Annotated in this window: 15 protein-coding genes and 1 tRNA gene; 5 read left to right on the plus strand and 11 right to left on the minus strand. The window is 66.7% G+C overall.

Annotated features, from left to right (window positions below; genetic code table 11):
* Nucleotides 1-395: 395 nt before the first annotated feature.
* From RW112_RS05750 to RW112_RS05760, 3 genes are all read right to left on the minus strand, one after another.
* Nucleotides 396-926, minus strand: coding sequence for an HAD domain-containing protein (locus tag RW112_RS05750; RefSeq protein ID WP_317780854.1), 531 nt, complete (start codon nucleotides 924-926; stop codon nucleotides 396-398).
* Between the two features lie 21 nt (nucleotides 927-947).
* Nucleotides 948-2,039 carry a hypothetical protein gene (locus tag RW112_RS05755; RefSeq protein ID WP_317780855.1) on the minus strand — a complete coding sequence of 364 codons (1,092 nt, stop codon included), beginning with the start codon at nucleotides 2,037-2,039 and terminating at the stop codon, nucleotides 948-950.
* Nucleotides 2,040-2,155: 116 nt separating this feature from the next.
* Nucleotides 2,156-2,563 (minus strand): hypothetical protein, encoded by a 408-nt coding sequence (locus tag RW112_RS05760; protein ID WP_317780856.1) that lies wholly within the window; start codon nucleotides 2,561-2,563, stop codon nucleotides 2,156-2,158.
* A gap of 92 nt (nucleotides 2,564-2,655) precedes the next feature.
* Between RW112_RS05760 and RW112_RS05765 the strand changes: the two genes are divergently transcribed.
* Entirely contained in the window at nucleotides 2,656-3,972 is a 1,317-nt protein-coding gene (locus tag RW112_RS05765; RefSeq protein WP_317780857.1) for an MFS transporter, read from the plus strand.
* Here RW112_RS05765 and RW112_RS05770 read toward each other — a convergent pair.
* Complete coding sequence (locus RW112_RS05770) at nucleotides 3,898-6,765, minus strand: cation-translocating P-type ATPase (RefSeq protein WP_317780858.1); 2,868 nt, start codon at nucleotides 6,763-6,765, stop codon at nucleotides 3,898-3,900. The genes RW112_RS05765 and RW112_RS05770 overlap by 75 nt on opposite strands.
* A 78-nt stretch (nucleotides 6,766-6,843) precedes the next feature.
* On the opposite strand from RW112_RS05770, the gene RW112_RS05775 reads away from it, so the two are divergent.
* Nucleotides 6,844-7,881, plus strand: coding sequence for a hypothetical protein (locus tag RW112_RS05775; RefSeq protein ID WP_317780859.1), 1,038 nt, complete (start codon nucleotides 6,844-6,846; stop codon nucleotides 7,879-7,881).
* Between the two features lie 39 nt (nucleotides 7,882-7,920).
* Nucleotides 7,921-8,169: a hypothetical protein gene (locus RW112_RS05780; protein ID WP_317780860.1), complete on the plus strand. Its 249-nt coding sequence runs from the start codon at nucleotides 7,921-7,923 to the stop codon at nucleotides 8,167-8,169.
* A gap of 62 nt (nucleotides 8,170-8,231) precedes the next feature.
* Here RW112_RS05780 and RW112_RS05785 read toward each other — a convergent pair whose 3' ends face one another.
* From RW112_RS05785 to RW112_RS05815, 7 genes are all read right to left on the minus strand, one after another.
* Nucleotides 8,232-9,077: an aldo/keto reductase gene (locus tag RW112_RS05785; RefSeq protein ID WP_317780861.1), complete on the minus strand. Its 846-nt coding sequence runs from the start codon at nucleotides 9,075-9,077 to the stop codon at nucleotides 8,232-8,234.
* Nucleotides 9,078-9,154: 77 nt separating this feature from the next.
* Entirely contained in the window at nucleotides 9,155-9,610 is a 456-nt protein-coding gene (locus RW112_RS05790; protein ID WP_317780862.1) for a hypothetical protein, read from the minus strand.
* 7 nt (nucleotides 9,611-9,617) lie between these two features.
* Entirely contained in the window at nucleotides 9,618-10,241 is a 624-nt protein-coding gene (locus tag RW112_RS05795) for a bacterial proteasome activator family protein (RefSeq protein WP_317780863.1), read from the minus strand.
* Between the two features lie 180 nt (nucleotides 10,242-10,421).
* The gene (locus RW112_RS05800) at nucleotides 10,422-10,613 is read right to left on the minus strand and encodes a YbdD/YjiX family protein (protein ID WP_305939759.1); all 192 of its coding nucleotides are present in this window, start codon (nucleotides 10,611-10,613) and stop codon (nucleotides 10,422-10,424) included.
* A 13-nt stretch (nucleotides 10,614-10,626) separates the two neighbouring features.
* Nucleotides 10,627-12,927 carry a carbon starvation CstA family protein gene (locus RW112_RS05805; protein ID WP_317780864.1) on the minus strand — a complete coding sequence of 767 codons (2,301 nt, stop codon included), beginning with the start codon at nucleotides 12,925-12,927 and terminating at the stop codon, nucleotides 10,627-10,629.
* Nucleotides 12,928-13,099: 172 nt separating this feature from the next.
* Entirely contained in the window at nucleotides 13,100-13,642 is a 543-nt protein-coding gene (locus RW112_RS05810) for a PadR family transcriptional regulator (RefSeq protein WP_317780865.1), read from the minus strand.
* A gap of 133 nt (nucleotides 13,643-13,775) precedes the next feature.
* Complete coding sequence (locus tag RW112_RS05815; RefSeq protein WP_317780866.1) at nucleotides 13,776-14,759, minus strand: NAD(P)H-quinone oxidoreductase; 984 nt, start codon at nucleotides 14,757-14,759, stop codon at nucleotides 13,776-13,778.
* A gap of 123 nt (nucleotides 14,760-14,882) precedes the next feature.
* Here RW112_RS05815 and RW112_RS05820 point away from each other — a divergent pair.
* Nucleotides 14,883-14,970, plus strand: a tRNA-Ser gene (locus tag RW112_RS05820).
* A gap of 196 nt (nucleotides 14,971-15,166) precedes the next feature.
* Complete coding sequence (locus RW112_RS05825) at nucleotides 15,167-15,988, plus strand: VOC family protein (RefSeq protein ID WP_317780867.1); 822 nt, start codon at nucleotides 15,167-15,169, stop codon at nucleotides 15,986-15,988.
* The last annotated feature ends 61 nt before the right edge of the window (nucleotides 15,989-16,049 follow it).

Genomic DNA, 16,049 nt, shown 5'->3' on the forward strand with positions numbered 1-16,049 from the left:
AACTGTCGCTCCGACACAGATCAAAGCTAACCCGGACGCCCACCTGGCGAACCACAACGTCGAAGTCTCCACGGAACCTGCACCGCCGAAACGTTCACCGGCAAAACAGCAAGCCCTTGAGACCCCGGCGTCCGATCAGGACTGGATTCAGTCGACGATGGCGAGGCACGGGATCTACCCTCCAGCCGGAACCCATGTGGGGATCGGGTCGATGCCGCCTGGCTGTGAAGGGGCGCACGGATGCACTTCGTACCATCTCGACCCCGCCACGGGGCAGGTCGCCGCGGCTATCACCATCCTTCCGGGTCAACTGACCGAGTACCTCCTCTTCCATGAGATCGCCCACGCCAAGGGCATACGCGATGAGTGCGGTGCGGACAACTTCGCGCGGTCCGTCATTGGCCCCGTCCCCGGGCACTACTGTTGACCGCACGGCCGCACACAAGGGGGTCAACGAACACCTCGACTGCCACGACGTGAATGGCGCTCAGGCCTTGGTCCGGCACCGGCCTCCCCAGGAGGACCGGCTGCCCATATCCATGTGCCCACTTGCGCGCGTCCTGCCCAAGCACGTCGTCAATCCACACGACTGAGTCCCAGTCCGCGCAGCCCGACCTTTCCATCCTGGCCAGCCACCGGATCACCGACCGGAGCTTCGGCGTCGGCTCGTCCTCGTCACCGGGCGGCACCAACAGCGTCACGCGCAGCGGGTCCCCCTCAAGCTGCAGCTGCGACTCCAGCGCCGCTGTCAGGTCCGCTGGCCACGTCGACACCCACGCGATGCGTCCCAGCTCAGCGAGCCTCCGGACCAGGGCAACCTTGGAATCCGGAAGGATCGGCTCCGGATGGTCCCCTCCGCTGCCGGCCCGCGCCACCGGGTTGAGGACCCCGTCGATACCGAGCAGGATGATCGGCTTCCTGGGCATAGCCCGCACCTCCGAGCAGCGTCAGAACTCGACGCCGCGCAACAGCGTGATGAGTTGATCCTTCGTCTGCTCGGCCGTCGGCCCCTCCGGCGCGATCAAGACCTGCGCGGTGAATGTCGCCAGGTTCCGGCCCTTTACCGCTGACACGGACAGGATTGTGATCGGTACGTCGCCCGCCGGACGGAGTGACTTCGGGCCCGCCGGCTCGGTTGTCATAGTGAAGGACGCCTTGTCCCCGATGCCGTCGAGCGGCTCGCCGCGAATACCGGGACCGCCCAGCGCCGGGGCTGCACCCTTGAGGACTTCGACCGAGAAGACAAGGGAGTCGGGGCCCGGTGTGCCCAGGTCTCCGAATGTGTAGCGGCAACTGACCTCACGCGGAAGCATCTGAGGCTGGCGGCTCGCCCCGAATGCCTGCCTGACCTCGTCGGGACTGAACAGGGCGCAGACCGGGTTGTCAGTGCTGGCGGGCGGACCCACAGGCGGGGCCGCCGGGACGCTGAGAGTGGACCCGTTGCCCCAGCCGGCGTCCACTGCCGCCTGCGCGAGCGCACGGGCCATAGCGTCTCCGTCCGGGGCGCTTGCCCCGGCCATGGGCGGGCCCGCCACATAGGGCATTTCGAGCGTCTCGTTCCCCCGGACAGCCGTCAGGACGACATTCGCGGACGCGCCGCCGGCCTCACCGCGAAAATATCCCGTCCACTGCAGGCATGCGAAGTCGCCGATTCCTGTGACTGGTGAGCAGTCGGACGTCGACTTCGCCTTGGATATGTCGGCGGCCGACGCCGGAGACGTAAGTGACACAGACAGGGCCGTCATGCCTGCCTGGGACTTGCTCGAATAGGTGCACAGGTAGGCCTTGGTTCCGAACGGCCTGGCCCGACTGTTCTGCCCCACAGGCACGATGCCGGGTACAGCCTTCGCCGCGATCTCCGGGGTAATGAGCTCGCAGGCCGGACTTCCCGAACCGGAGGACGTGGGCCCGTTTTGGGTCCCGGGTGATGAGCATGCGGCCAGAAACAGGACGAGCACGGCCACGAGCAGAGTATGGAGCGCCAGATTGGGGGCCACGTTGCGTTCGACCGGGGGAATCACCGGCAGCTCACCACTCATCGAATCAGTGTGTCAGTGCGCGGTGCCGTGGCCCCAGAGTCAAAAGTACCGGGCTGCCACCATCCGCCCCTCGAAGGCATCCCGCGCACACGGCATCCCCGGCACCGTCGCCACAGTCACCTGCGTTTGAAGGTGACCCCTCCGATGAGCCCTGCCACGGCTGCAGGCAGGGCGAACAGACCAAATATCTGTGGCATCAAGGATGGCGGCGTGGTGATCATCGTGGCCAGGCCCACCAACGCCACCGGCGCGGCAACGCACAGCGTCACCCACAGCGGATACTGCCGGATCTGGGACCAGACGGCCGCTGCAATCGACGCAGCCGATCCGCCGAGCATCAACAACCTGCCCATACGCAGTCGCTCCACGAACTCCGGTACCGGCTCATAGGCGAACAACATTGTCCGCTCCAACGAGATGCCCGTCAGGATGATGGAAACACCGACCAGTCCCGCCCACGGCAGCGCCCGGCTTCTCCACCACCGGCGAACGACGTAGCGTTCCGCCCCCTGTGAGTTCGTCACCCTGCGATCCTATCCGCTGCCTGCCGGAGGGCGCCCGCCCGGCAGACGCCGTCGCTATTGAATTCCGGCGGGCAGTCCGAAACGCTGGGGCTGTGGAACAGCTCCCGCCCGACCGCACGGCCCGCCACCGCGTGGCACTTCCGGGCTCCCCCTGGAGCATGGTGCTCAGGTTCGGTCTGGTCAGCCTTGCCGTCGATGCGGTATCCGACGGCGCCCGCCCGCTCGCCGGCCCGCTCCTGGCCCAGTTGGGCGCCTCCGCACTGCTGGTCGGGCTGGTCACCGGCGGCGCCGAAGCCGCAGCCCAGGGGCTCCGCCTGGTCTTTGGGCCCTGGGCGGACCGCACGGGAAAATACTGGACGTTCACGCTGGCCGGCTATGCCCTGACAGCACTGTGCATTCCCTTGCTGGCCGTGACGCCTGCCCTCGGTACGGCCGGGCTGGTGCTGGCCTCTGTACTCATCATCGGCGACCGCGTGGGCAAGGCCGTCCGTAGCCCGGCGAAGACCGTCCTGCTGGCCGACGTTGCCGTGGCTGTCGGGCGAGGGCGCGGCTTCGCCGTGCACAAAGCCCTGGACCTTGCCGGGGCGTTTTCGGGGCCGCTGATCGCCTCCGCCGTCATCGTGGCCACCGGAGCTCTGTGGCCGGCCTTCGCGGTCCTCGCTGTTCCCGGCGCCTTTGCCATGGCCCTCCTCTTCTGGATGCGGCGCCGCATCCCCGAACCACACGGGCCTCGGGCGGCCCAGGACGTGCTGGAGGCTCAGGGAGCAGCGGGCTCCAGCGGTCCTGCCGCCACGCCAAGGGAACGCCTTTCTGCTGTGTTCGTCCTTTTCGCCGTCTCCGCTTTCTTCTGGAGTGCCGGCCTGGTGGCCTTCGGAGTCATCGCATTCCATCTGACGGCAGCGGTTGAAGTTCCCGTCCCGGCGGTCCCGCTCGTCTACGCAGCTGCCATGGCGGCAGCGGCCCTGGGAGCACTCGCCAGCGGATATGCCTACGATCGCGCCGGAGGTGCCGTGCTGCTGGTCCTGCCGTTCCTTGTCACTTTGGTCCCGGTGCTGGCGTTCTCAGCCGGCATGGGACCGGTGCTGGCCGGGGTGCTCGTGTGGGGAGCAGCCACCGGCATCCAGGACTCCACGGTGAAGGCGCTGGTGGCCGATCTGGTGGTTCCGGCGAGGCAAGGGACCGCTTACGGTATCTTCGCCGCGTTCGAAGGAGCCGGTGCACTCGCCGGCGGAGCCCTGTATGGGGCGCTCTACGGCTCCCCTCCAGCGCTCATTGCCGCCGTGGCGGTCCTGCAAGGCGTGGCACTGGTGCTGCTGATTGCGACCGTGGTCCGGTCACACCGCCGCCGCGCGCCCGGAGCCGCGCCCGGAGCTGCGCCCGAGCCGGCCCGCGCCCCGGAGCCTGAATGACACTTTGCGAAGTTCGCCAAAAGCCAGGACGGCCGATGCCAGGAGGACACATGCTCCCCACTGGTAGGCATCCATCGACGCCGTCCCGAAGGCGCGCTGCAGCAGCGGGACTTCCACCACCGCGATCTGGAGGACGACAGCGAGCGCCACGGCACCCCACAGCCATTTGTTGACGAAGAGGCGGTGAAACGCGCTGGAGGTTTCGGAACGGGAGTTGAAGGCGTTGAACAGCTGCGCGAACACCAGGGTGGTGAACCCCGCGGTACGCGCCACCTGCAGGGACTCGTCACCCTCCACCAGACCGCCCGGCAGGAAAATGTCGATGGCGAGAAGCGACGCGAGCCCCATCACAAGGCCTACCGAAAGGATCCCGAACCACATCCGGCGTCCGATGATCCGGTCGGTGGTCCTGCGGGGCTTGCGCGCCATGACGTCGTCGATTTCGGGGTCCACCCCCATGGCGAGCGCCGGACCGGAATCCGTCACCAGGTTGATCCACAGGATCTGGGTGGCGAGCAAGGGCAGTGCCACGGTCTCGCCCGGGGCACCGGCCAGGCCCAGGGCCCCGGCAAAAACCACGCCGAGGAACACGGTGAACACCTCGCCCATGTTGGAGGACAGGAGGTAGCGCAGGAACTTTTCGATGTTTTCAAAGATGATGCGGCCCTGGCGGACGGCCGAGACGATGGTGGCGAAGTTGTCATCGGACAGGATCATCTTGGACGCTTCTTTGGTCACTTCGGTCCCGGCGATGCCCATCGCGATGCCGATGTCCGCCGACTTCAGGGCCGGCGCGTCATTGACGCCGTCGCCCGTCATCGCCACCACGTTGCCCTGCGCCTGGAGGGCATCGATGATCTGCAGCTTGTTCTGCGGGGCCACCCGGGCATAGACCGACCTGGACGCGGCGACGGCGCGCAGCCCCGCTTCGTCCAGCGCATCGAGTTCCGCGCCGGAAACCGCCTGCTCCCCCGCCTTGGCAATGCCCAGGTCGCCGGCGATCCGCGCCGCACTGAGCGGGTGGTCGCCCGTAATCATCAGCACCCGGATTCCGGCGTGCTGGGCAGCGGCCACCGCAGCGGCGGCTTCGGCCCTTGGAGGGTCGATGATGCCCACCACGCCGAGGTACACCAGGGTGCTCTCATCCGCCTCGTCCAGCACCTCGAGTTCGTGCCTGTCCTCGTCCCCGTACCGGCGGTAGGCGACGCCGAGTGTCCGGAAGGCCTGCGCGGACAAGGCATCCACCGCGGCGAGGGCCTGTTCAAGGCGAACGCCGTCCAGCGGGACAACGCTTTCGCCCACCTGCAGCCCGGTGCATCGTCCGAGCAGCACGTCGGGCGCACCCTTGGTGACCAGGGACACGGTGCCCAGTTCCTTGTGGTGGGCCACCGCGGACATCAGCTTCCGCTCCGAGGTGAACGGCACCTCGCCGTGGCGTTCATACTCCCCTACCCGCTCCGTGACCCCCTCGAGCTTGCGGGCGGCAACGAGGAAGGCAGCCTCGGTGGGGTCCCCCTGGATCTCCCACTCGCCGTCGTGCTCTGTCAGCTGGGCGTTGTTCGCGAAGGTTCCGCCGGCAAGCACCAGGCCGGCTTCAAAGAGCACCGCCGCGTCGATGTCCTCCCGGCCTGCCTGGCGGGCCCGGCCTTCGGGCCGGTAGCCGACGCCCGTGAGTTCCACTTCCCCTGAGGCCGTGACGATCCGGCCCACCGTCATCTGGTTCCGGGTCAGCGTCCCCGTTTTATCCGAGGCGATCACTGTGGCTGAGCCGAGTGTTTCCACCGAGTGCAGCTGCTTGACGACGGCGTTGCGCCGGGCCATGCGCTGCACGCCCAAAGCCAGCACCACGGAGAGGATGGCCGGCAGCCCCTCCGGGACAGCCGCGACTGCCAGCGACACACCAAGCAGCAGCACGGTCACCAGATCGCTGACCGACGTAACACCGTTAACCGCCACCACAGTGACCATAACGACGACGGCGATGACGATCACCGTGGTGCCCAGCAGCCGGCTCACGCCCGCAATTTCCTTTTGCAGCGGCGTGGGCTCGGCGACCGTCCGCTCAAGCATCCCGGCGATGGCTCCGACTTCCGTGTCCATGGCCGTTCCGGTCACCACCGCCCGGCCCACGCCCTGGGCGACGGCGGTTCCTTTGAACACCATGTTCAACCGGTCACCGAGCGGAACCTTCCCCGCCAGCGTGCCCGGGTCCTTGAAGACCGGTTCGCTTTCGCCAGTGAGTGAGGCCTCGCTAACCCGAAGCGAGGTGGCGGTGAGCAGGCGGGCATCCGCGCCCACGGCGTCGCCCTCGCCCAGGACAAGGATGTCGCCGCGGACCAGACCCGCAGACGGCACCGTCTTCAGCTCGCCGCCGCGCAGGACGGTGGAGTTGGCTGCGGTCATGACCTGCAGGGCCGCCACGGCGGTCTCGGCTTTGTTTTCCTGGACGAAGCCCAGCACGGCATTGAACAGGACCACGGCGCTGATCACCACAGCATCAACCGGAACTCCCTCGGCACCTTCCACTGCCCATGCAACGACTGAAATGGCGATGGCGGCCAGCAACAGATAGATCAGCGGGTCCTGGAACTGGGACAGGATCCTTCGCCACCACCGCGCAGGCGGCGCGGACGCAAGTTCGTTGGGCCCGTAGGTCCGGAGCCGGCGGGCGGCCTCGTCCGGGTCCAGGCCGGTCAGGGGGTCCACGGCGTAAGCGGCTACTGCTTCCGCGGCATCGCGGAGGTGCCAGGAGCGGGCATCAAGGAAAGCCGCAGGGCGAGGGGTATCCGTCATGCCTCTGCCACCCACATGCCTCCTACCCTTGCTCACCGGCCGGACTGGCGCAAGGGGCCGACGGCCTATGATGCTCGCATGGGAGAGCAACAATTGGCGGAAATTGCCTCGGCGCTCTATCAGCTGCCGCTCGAGGGATTCGTCGCGGCACGGACTGTGGCGGCAAAGACCGCTGCTGCGGACAGCGGACGTGAACTCGCCGACGCGGTCCGCGCGTTGCCCAAGCCCTCAGCGGCGGCCTGGGCCGTCAACATGCTGGCCGTGCATCGACCGGGCTTGCTGGCCGAACTCGCAGAGCTTGGCACCGCCATGCGCGGCGCGCAGGAAGAGCTCGACGCCGGCGCCCTCCGCTCGCTCTCGCAGGAGCGGCGGCAGCTGCTCAACCGGGTGATGGGCGCGGCCCGCGAAGTGGCGGAGCAGCAGGGCCGCCGGCTCAGCGGCGCGGTGTCCACCGAAGTGGAGCAGACGCTGCGGGCAGCCACGGTGGACGAAGGAGCGGCGGCGGCCATTCGCAGCGGCCGCCTGGTCCGGGTGCTGTCGGCCGACGGCGTGGAGCGGGTTGACCTGAACGAAGCGGTGGCAGTTCCCGGCGTCCTGAACCTGCCGGCGGTTCCGCCGTCGGATACCCGCGCGCCGGCAAAACCTTCGAAGGAAGAATCGGTGTCGACGGATGCCCGGCGGGCGAAAGCCGGCACCGCGGCGCCGGCAAGGGCGGGCGGCAAGCGGACAGCCGGCAAAGCGCCGGCGGATTCTGAGGAAAAGCCGCGTCTGGAGGCGGTGGGGACCAAACGGCCGGCTCCCACGCCGTCGGCCGTCGAGCGGGCAGCGGCCCGCCTGGCCGAAGCGGAAGACGCCGCCCAGTCAGCCACCGAGGAGGCCCGGCAACGAACAGCGGAGTTCGAAGAAGCCGAGGAGGCAATGACCCGGCTGGGCGAAGAAGCCCGGAACCTCCGTGCACGGCTGAAGACGGTGGACGAGGAGTTCGAGCTGGCAAGGAGGCGGCGCGAGTCCGCAGCCGCACAGCGGCAGCTGGCGGCCCGGGCTGCGGAGAAGGGGCGGCGGGCGGAGGACCTTGCCAGGGAGAGAGTGCTCCGGCTTCGCAACACGCCGGACTGACTGGCCTTTACTGTCAGAGGCCGGTTGCACACTGGATTCATGGACAAGAACCTCAGCACCGGCCACGCAATCACTCACGGATCCACTCGCGTGAACCTCGGCGGCGACGCCACGGAGCCCCGGGAATTCCACGTCACCTATCTAGATACCGACTGCGGCCTGATCCGCACGGAAGCGTTCGACTCCCTGCCGGAGGCGGAGCGGTTCGCCAGCCGGCAGGTGTCCGGCGAGGACGGGTGGGCCATTATCGACGCCGTGCCCGCCGAACAGGGCCGGCTGGCGGCTTAAGGAAACGCACCAGGCCCCGCACCGAGTGCGGGGCCTGGTGACCGTTCAGGTGAAGTCGGCTGTTATGCGAAGTCGGACACGGCCGGGTCCGGTCCGATGCGGCCCGTTCCGTCGGCGGTCCGGTCCAGCCCGTTGATGGCCTGGATGTCGGCCTCGTCCAACGTGACGTCCAAAGCCGCGAAGTTTTCGCGGATCCGGGACTCCGTGACGGACTTCGGAATCACCACGTTGCCGATGGCAAGGTGCCAGGCAATGACCACCTGGGCGGGTGTGGCGCCGTGCTTGGCTGCAATGTCTGCGATGGCCGGGTGCTCCAGGAGCTCGCCGCCCTGGCCCAGCGGGGACCACGCCTGGGTGAGAATGCCCTTGGAGGCGTTGAAGTCGCGCAGTTCGGCCTGGTTGAAGAACGGGTGCAGTTCGACCTGGTTGATGGCCGGCACAACACCGGTCTCGTCAATGATCCGCTGCAGTCCCTCGGTGGTGAAGTTGGAGACACCGATGGACTTGACCCGGCCCCGCTTCTGCAGCTCGACCAGCGCCTTCCAGGTGTCCACGTACTTATCCTGCTTCGGCTGCTGCCAGTGGATGAGGTACAGGTCGAGGGTTTTCAGGCCCAGCCGCTCCATGGACGCCTCGAAGGCGGCAAGGGTGGACTCGTACCCCTGGTCTGCGTTCCACAGCTTGGTGGTGATGAAGATGTCCTCGGGCTTCAGCCCGGAGCGCTCGATGGCGCGGCCCACGCCCGCCTCATTGCCGTAGATCTTGGCGGTGTCGATGTGGCGGAATCCGGCCTCGAAGGCCTGGACCACTACCTTTTCCGCTACGTCGTCCTCAACCTGCCACACTCCGTAGCCGAGCTGGGGAATGGTGTTGCCATCATTGAAGGTCAGTTCAGGAGAAAAAGTCATTGCTCAATACTGCCAACCACAGCACCGTCCGGCCAGCGACATTCGCCCCGCTAAGCTAGGCGCTTAACCGGGAATAGCTAGGACTCCTGCGGCTGTTCGGCAAGGCGGCGTTCGGCGTCGGCGATCTGTTCAAAGACCGACTCCGCCCGGCGCCGGACCGAGGCTGCCCCGACCGGTACGGGGCCGACGGCGAGGCGCAGCATCGCCGCTGCTTCGGCCGTGGTGGCGAGCGAGTTGCCTGCCTTGGACAGCGACCGGTGAACGCCCGCCAGCGCTCCCGGTATGTCCAGCCCGTCGCTGGGTGAGCGCAGCTGGGCTTCGACGCACACCATCCGCACCCTCACGGCGAGGCCGGCTAGATCGTTGGCGATTTCCACCAGCTCGGCATACAGCGCGTCATCCTCCACGCCCTCCAGCACCTGGTGGAACCGGTCAAGCCCGCGAAGGAACCGGTCATGGGCGCGCCGCCACAGGCCTTTGCCGAGCTCGGCGTCGTCTTTGCGCCCCTGACGGGCGGCTGCGAAGAATGCCACGCGGACCCTAGAGGTACTGGCCGGGACCGTGGTCCGGATCTTCCGGTGTGCCCGGCTTCTCTGCGCCGGGATGCGGTGCCCGGGCTCGCTGCGGCTCGCCGTCCTCACCGATCACCACACCCGGCGCAATCACCGTCCCGGGCGGCAGCTGGCGCAGCTGCCTCTGCGCGGCGGCGTGTTCGCGGGCAGCGTGCTGGGCGGCGATGGCGGTCTGGATGCCGTGGAAGAGCCCTTCCAGCCAGCCGACCAGCTGGGCCTGGGCGATGCGCAGTTCCGCCTCCGAGGGAGTCGCCCGTTCCGGGAAGGGCAGGCTGATCCGTTCCAGCTCCTGGACGAGTTCGGGCGCCAGCCCGTCCTCGAGTTCCCTGATGGAGCGTTCGTGGATTGCTGCCAGGCGCCCGCGCGCAGCTTCGTCCAGGGGTGCCGATTTCACTTCATCCAGCAGTTGCTTGATCATGGTGCCGATCCGCATCACCTTGGCGGGCTCATCCACCAGGTCCTGGAGGCTGCTCCCCTTCGGCCGGGGGCCGGCCTGGGGGCCAAACGCCGGGCCGGAAGATGCCGCATCGTCCAGGGTGGTGCCCTCTACAGGGTCCTCAACAGCAGGCTGAGTGTCGTTCGGATCGCTCATGGCTTCATACTCTCACGAGCCGCGAGCGCAGGCGCCAGTCAGTGAACCCGGTGACCCCGACCGTGACGGAACGTGTCCCGGAACGGCCGAGGGCGCCGTCGGACCTTACGGATCCGGCGGCGCCCTCAAGAGCGCAGGTGTTCCCCTCAGCGGCGGCAGCCGTTGAGCAGCACCTGCACGTCAGCAGCAGCGGCCCTGGGGATTGCTGTCCTGCCTGTCCGTGTGGTCCCGCCAGAACTCGCGTTCGGTCATGGGAGCGTGCCCGTGCCCTGAAGCCGCATGGTGCTCCAGGTACTTCGCATATGCGTCCGCACCCATGACTCCGCCGAAGTACCGGGCAAAGCCGCGGAAGCCTTCGAGTATCGCGTTCATGACCGGCCCCGCATCAGTGGTGCGCTGACTTTTCGAGCCGCAGGTCGGCGGGAAGTTTGTCCCACTCGGCCATGAGTTCGCGTTCAGCGGGAGTGGGGATGAACCCCGACGGCGCGTAGGCCCGGGACGGCACAGCCGGGTCCTCGTGGTCGGTGTGGGCGACGCCGTCCCGCGCGTTGCGGAACGCCTTCATCGTGGCCACCAAGGCCGTGATGATGACAATGATGCTCAGCACCACGAAGATCACCGACAGCCAGCCCTGGATCATGGTGTTGCGGACCACGGCCTCCATGGCAGCAACCGTCTTGGCCGTGCCGAATTCCGTCTTCCCGTCAGCCAGGGCCTTGGAGAACGCCGCGTTGTTGGCGAAGTAACCCACGGCCGGAACCGGCGAGAAGATCTTGTGGAAGCTGGCGGTGATGGTCACGACGGCCGCGAAGGTCAGCGGAAGGGCCACAATCCACAGGTACTTGAACGACGCCCTGCGGGCCGCGATGGCCAGGCAGACAGACAGTGCAATGGCCGCGAGCAGCTGGTTGGCGATACCGAACAGCGGGAACAGCGTGTTGATGCCGCCCAGCGGGTCCGTGACACCCATCAGGAGCACCGCACCCCAGGCACCCACCATGATGGCCGTGCAGAGCCAGGCTCCCGGCCGCCAGGAGTGCTCCTTGAACTTGGGGATGAAGTTGCCGATCGAGTCCTGCAGCATGAAGCGGGCCACGCGGGTTCCGGCGTCAACGGCGGTCAGGATGAACAGTGCTTCGAACATGATGGCGAAGTGGTACCAGAACGCCATCATTGCCGTGCCGCCAATGAACTGCTGCATGATGTGGGCCAGGCCCACGGCCAGCGTGGGTGCGCCGCCGGTGCGGGACACGATGCTTTCCTCGCCGACGTTCCTGGCCGTCTCCGCCAGGAGGTCAGGAGAGATGTTCACCCCGGCCAGGCCCAGGCTGTTGACCCAGGTGGCGGCCGTTTCCACCGTTCCGCCGGTCAGGGCGGTCGGGGAGTTCATGGCGAAGTACAGCCCGCGGTCGATGGAGATGGCTGCGACGAGGGCCATGATGGCCACGAAGGACTCCATCAGCATGCCGCCGTAGCCGATCAGGCGGGTCTGGCGTTCCTTTTCGATCAGCTTCGGGGTGGTGCCGGAGGAGATCAGGGCGTGGAAGCCGGACAATGCGCCGCAGGCTATGGTGACGAACAGGAACGGGAAGAGGGCCCCGGGGAACACCGGTCCGTTCTCCCGGCTCGCGAATTCGCTGAAGGCGGGCACTGTGATTTCGGGGCGGACCACAATGATGGCCAGCGCGAGCATGACGATCACGCCGATCTTCATGAACGTGGAGAGGTAGTCCCGGGGCGCCAGCAGGAGCCAGACGGGAAGGATAGCGGCGATGAATCCGTAAACGATGAGGCCCCAGGCGATGGTCACCTTGTCCAGGGTGAAGAACGCGGCGCCCCACTCGGTTTCCGCCACGATGCCGCCGCCGATGATGGCGGCCATGAGCAGCACGAAGCCGATCAGCGAAACTTCCATGACCTTGCCGGGCCGCAGGAAGCGCAGGTAGACACCCATGAAGAGTGCGATGGGGATGGTCATGCCCACCGAGAAGACACCCCAGGGGCTCTCGCCCAGGGCATTCACGACGACGAGGGCGAGGATGGCCACGATGATCACCATGATCAGCAGGGTGGCGATCAGGGCGGCGGTGCCGCCGATCACACCGAGTTCCTCACGCGCCATCTGGCCCAGCGAGCGGCCGCCGCGGCGCATGGAGAAGAACAGGACCAGGTAGTCCTGCACCGCTCCGGCCAGTACGACGCCGATGATGATCCAGATGGTGCCGGGCAGGTAGCCCATCTGGGCCGCAATGACCGGGCCAACCAGCGGGCCGGCGCCGGCGATGGCGGCAAAGTGGTGGCCGAAAAGTACGTTGCGGTCAGTCCGGACGTAGTCCTTGCCGTCCGCCTTGTATTCGGCAGGAGTGGCACGGCGGTCGTTCGGTCTGGTGATGTAGCGTTCGATCACCTTGGAGTAGAAGCGGTAGCCGATCAGGTACGTGCAGACTGAGGCGAAGACGAACCAGATCGCGTTGACCGTTTCGCCCCGGATGATGGCCAGCATGAACCAGGACACGCCGCCCAGCAGCGAGATTGCTGCCCAGATGGCGATCTTCGCAGGCGTCCATTTGCGTTCCTCGGCCTCCAGCACCGCCTCGTCCACCGATGTTGGCGGAAGGTTTGGATCTGGCTTTAGCGCGTCCTCCGATAATGCAGTCCGTGCCTTGCCATCCGGCATCTTGCCCATGTCTCCTCCTCGAGAACCCCAGCTGAAAAGTGATCTCCCCTTCGCACCATACCAATGCCCCGGACGCAGGGATACTGCTTTTAGACGGGTGGTTCCGCACGCCTCGCTGAACGGTCGGGCGGGAGCGTTGAACGGCTTAAATCCGTAGGGTCAGCCGGGGGAATCCGGAGGGTCAGCCTGGCGTGGACGGCGACGTGAGCTGAGCCATGCGGGCTTCGCAGAGGTCCAGCCACCGGACCTCCGCTTCGGTCTGGAAGATCAGCGAGTCGAGCACAAGCAGCCAGGCGACATCCGCCCGGCGCTGGCTGGCGGAAGCATCGCGGCGCGACTTGGTGTAGTCCTGCAGCGCCTTCACCGAAGCGACTCGCTGTGCCTGGATAATGGCTCCGACATCGACGCCGGGAATGGTCACGGCGAGTGCGAGCTTGATGGCGAGTTCGTTCCGGGGAGGATTGCTGCGGCCCACCGGAGCCCCGAACCAGCCCGTGACTTCGGCCCGTCCGGCGTCCGTGATGCTGTACACGACGTGGCCTTCGCCGTCGCCGCCGTCGTTCCTGACGAATCCGTCCCGCTCCAGCCGGTCCAGTGTGGTGTAAACCTGGCCGATGTTCAGCGGCCAGGCCGAGCCGGTGCGGTCCTCGAACTCGACCCTCAACTCGTACCCGTAACGGGGTTTGTCCTGGAGCAGGGCGAGGAGACTATGACGAATGGACATGCTGCCCCCTGATGTCGCATAAGACGACGGCATACACGCGCCCCCAAGACGCGTGCATACCGCGTATGGAATTACAGTAGCGTGATTTCGCGGCCGGGGCAATACTGGGTATTCAGTCCCCCGCCCGGTACCGCTACATGACCAGCAGGACTTTCCCCACGTGGTCGCCGGAGTCGAAGTACTCGTGGGCCGCACGGACCTGGTCCAGCGGGAAGGTCTTGGCAACCAGTGGCCGGATGCGCCCGTCGGCCAGCAGCGGCCACACGGCTTCACGGACGGCATTGATAATGACGCCCTTCTCCGCGACCGGGCGGGGACGCAGCGCCGTACCGATGATGGCGGCCCGCTTGCTGAGGAGCTTACCGAGGTCCAGCTCACCTTTGGTGCCGCCCTGGAGGCCGATCACAATGAGCCGCCCGTAGTCCGCCAGCGCGTCGACATTCTGCCGAAGGTACTTGGCACCCACCACGTCCAGGATGACGTCGGCGCCGTGCCCGTTGTTCTGCGCACGGAGGGCTTCGGGAAAGTCCTCCTCGGTGTAGTTAATGGCGATATCCGCGCCCAGGAAGGCCTTGGCGGTACCCACTTTTTCCGCAGTTCCGGCCGTGGCGGCCACCCTGGCGCCGAAGGCCTTGGCGAGCTGGATGGCCATGGTGCCGATTCCGCCCGTGGCACCGTGGATCAGGACAGTCTCCCCCGGCTGAAGCTGGGCCGTCATGATCAGGTTGGAGTAAACCGTGGCCGCCACCTCAGGGAGGGAAGCGGCGGTGACCAGATCCACGCCGTCGGGAATTCGCAGCACCTGTTCCGCAGGAACCGCCACCTTCTGGGCATAACCGCCGCCCGCGAGCAGCGCCACCACCTTGTCCCCGATGGAAAACGGCTTGGACACGCCGGGGCCGAAGCCGGCGATCCGGCCGGACACTTCGAGTCCGAGGATCTCCGACGCTCCTGGCGGCGGCGGGTAGAACCCCCGGCGCTGCTGGACATCGGCACGGTTGAGGCCTGCGGCAACGACGTCGATCAGCACCTCGCCGGGGCCCGGAACCGGAGCCGGAACCTCGCGCACTTCGAGCACCTCAGGCCCGCCGGCCTCGCTAACGTAGACGGCCTTCATGGAGAACTCCCGATTCCTAGCTGCTTCCTGCCACAAAAAATAGTGTGCAGCGGCCACGCCCGCCCGCAAACACTCCGGACGGTTTTTGTCGCAGCCAACTGCCTATGAAACACTACTCGGTAAGGAAGGTTGTCCGAGCGGCCGAAGGAGCTGGTCTTGAAAACCAGTGTGCGGTAACCCCGTACCAAGAGTTCGAATCTCTTACCTTCCGCGATTGATGCCCCCGGGTCCCTGAACCATCAGGACCCGGGGGCATCCTCCGTTTAAGTCCCGTCGAAGCCTGCTTCGGACCGCGGCCATGGAACCACGACCATTGAAAGTGTCGGTGCTCCGGAATAGTGTCTGCTTTGTCTTCACCGACCAAACCCCTCCGCGGTTCTGTGCCGCGAAACCCGACAGGAGCCACTATGCCCAGCCCTGACATCACTCCCGGCGCACCCTGCTGGATCGACCTCATGACATCGGACACCGACAAGGCCCGGCAGTTCTACGGCGAACTGTTCGGCTGGGACTTCCAGGCCGGCGACCAGGAAAAGTACGGCGGGTACATCACTGCCACGAAGAACGGCAAGTCGGTGGCCGGCATGATGCTGAAGGACGAAAGCCAGGCCGGAATGCCGGACGCCTGGTCAACCTATCTGCGTTCGGACGACGCCGCCGCCACTGCCGCCGCCGTGACCGAGCATGGCGGCCAGGTCTTCATGCCGCCCATGGACGTCCCGGAGCAGGGGGTCATGGCAATCTTCGGTGATGCCACCGGCGCGGCCATCGGCGTCTGGCAGCCGCGCGAAATGACCGGCTACGAGCTCGTGGCCGAGCCCGGCACGCCCGCGTGGCACGAGCTTCACACCAAGGACTACCCCACCGCCGTCAAATTCTACGAGGACGTGTTCGGCTGGGACACCGACGTCATGAGCGACACCCCCGAGTTCCGCTACACCACACTGGGCGCAGGGGACGCCGCGAAAGCAGGCATCATGGACGCCTCCGCCTACCTGCCCGCCGAGGTTCCGTCCAACTGGCAGATCTACTTTGCGGTGGAGGACGCCGATGCCTCGATTGAAAAGGCCGTGGGCCTCGGCGCGCAGGTGATCGACGGGCCGGACGACACCCCGTTCGGCCGGCTGGCAACCCTGGCCGACCCCACCGGGGCCATGTTCAAGATCGTGGCCGACACCGGTCAGGGCTCCGCAGATCCAACCGCTTCGGGAGATACCACGGGCGCGTAAACCGCCCGCGGGTTTCGTTTAAGTAAATTGATATAAGAAATACCGGCCAGCCGCTTCCATC

The organism is Arthrobacter sp. B10-11 (genome assembly GCF_033142195.1).
GTDB classification, from domain to species: domain Bacteria; phylum Actinomycetota; class Actinomycetes; order Actinomycetales; family Micrococcaceae; genus Arthrobacter; species Arthrobacter oryzae_C.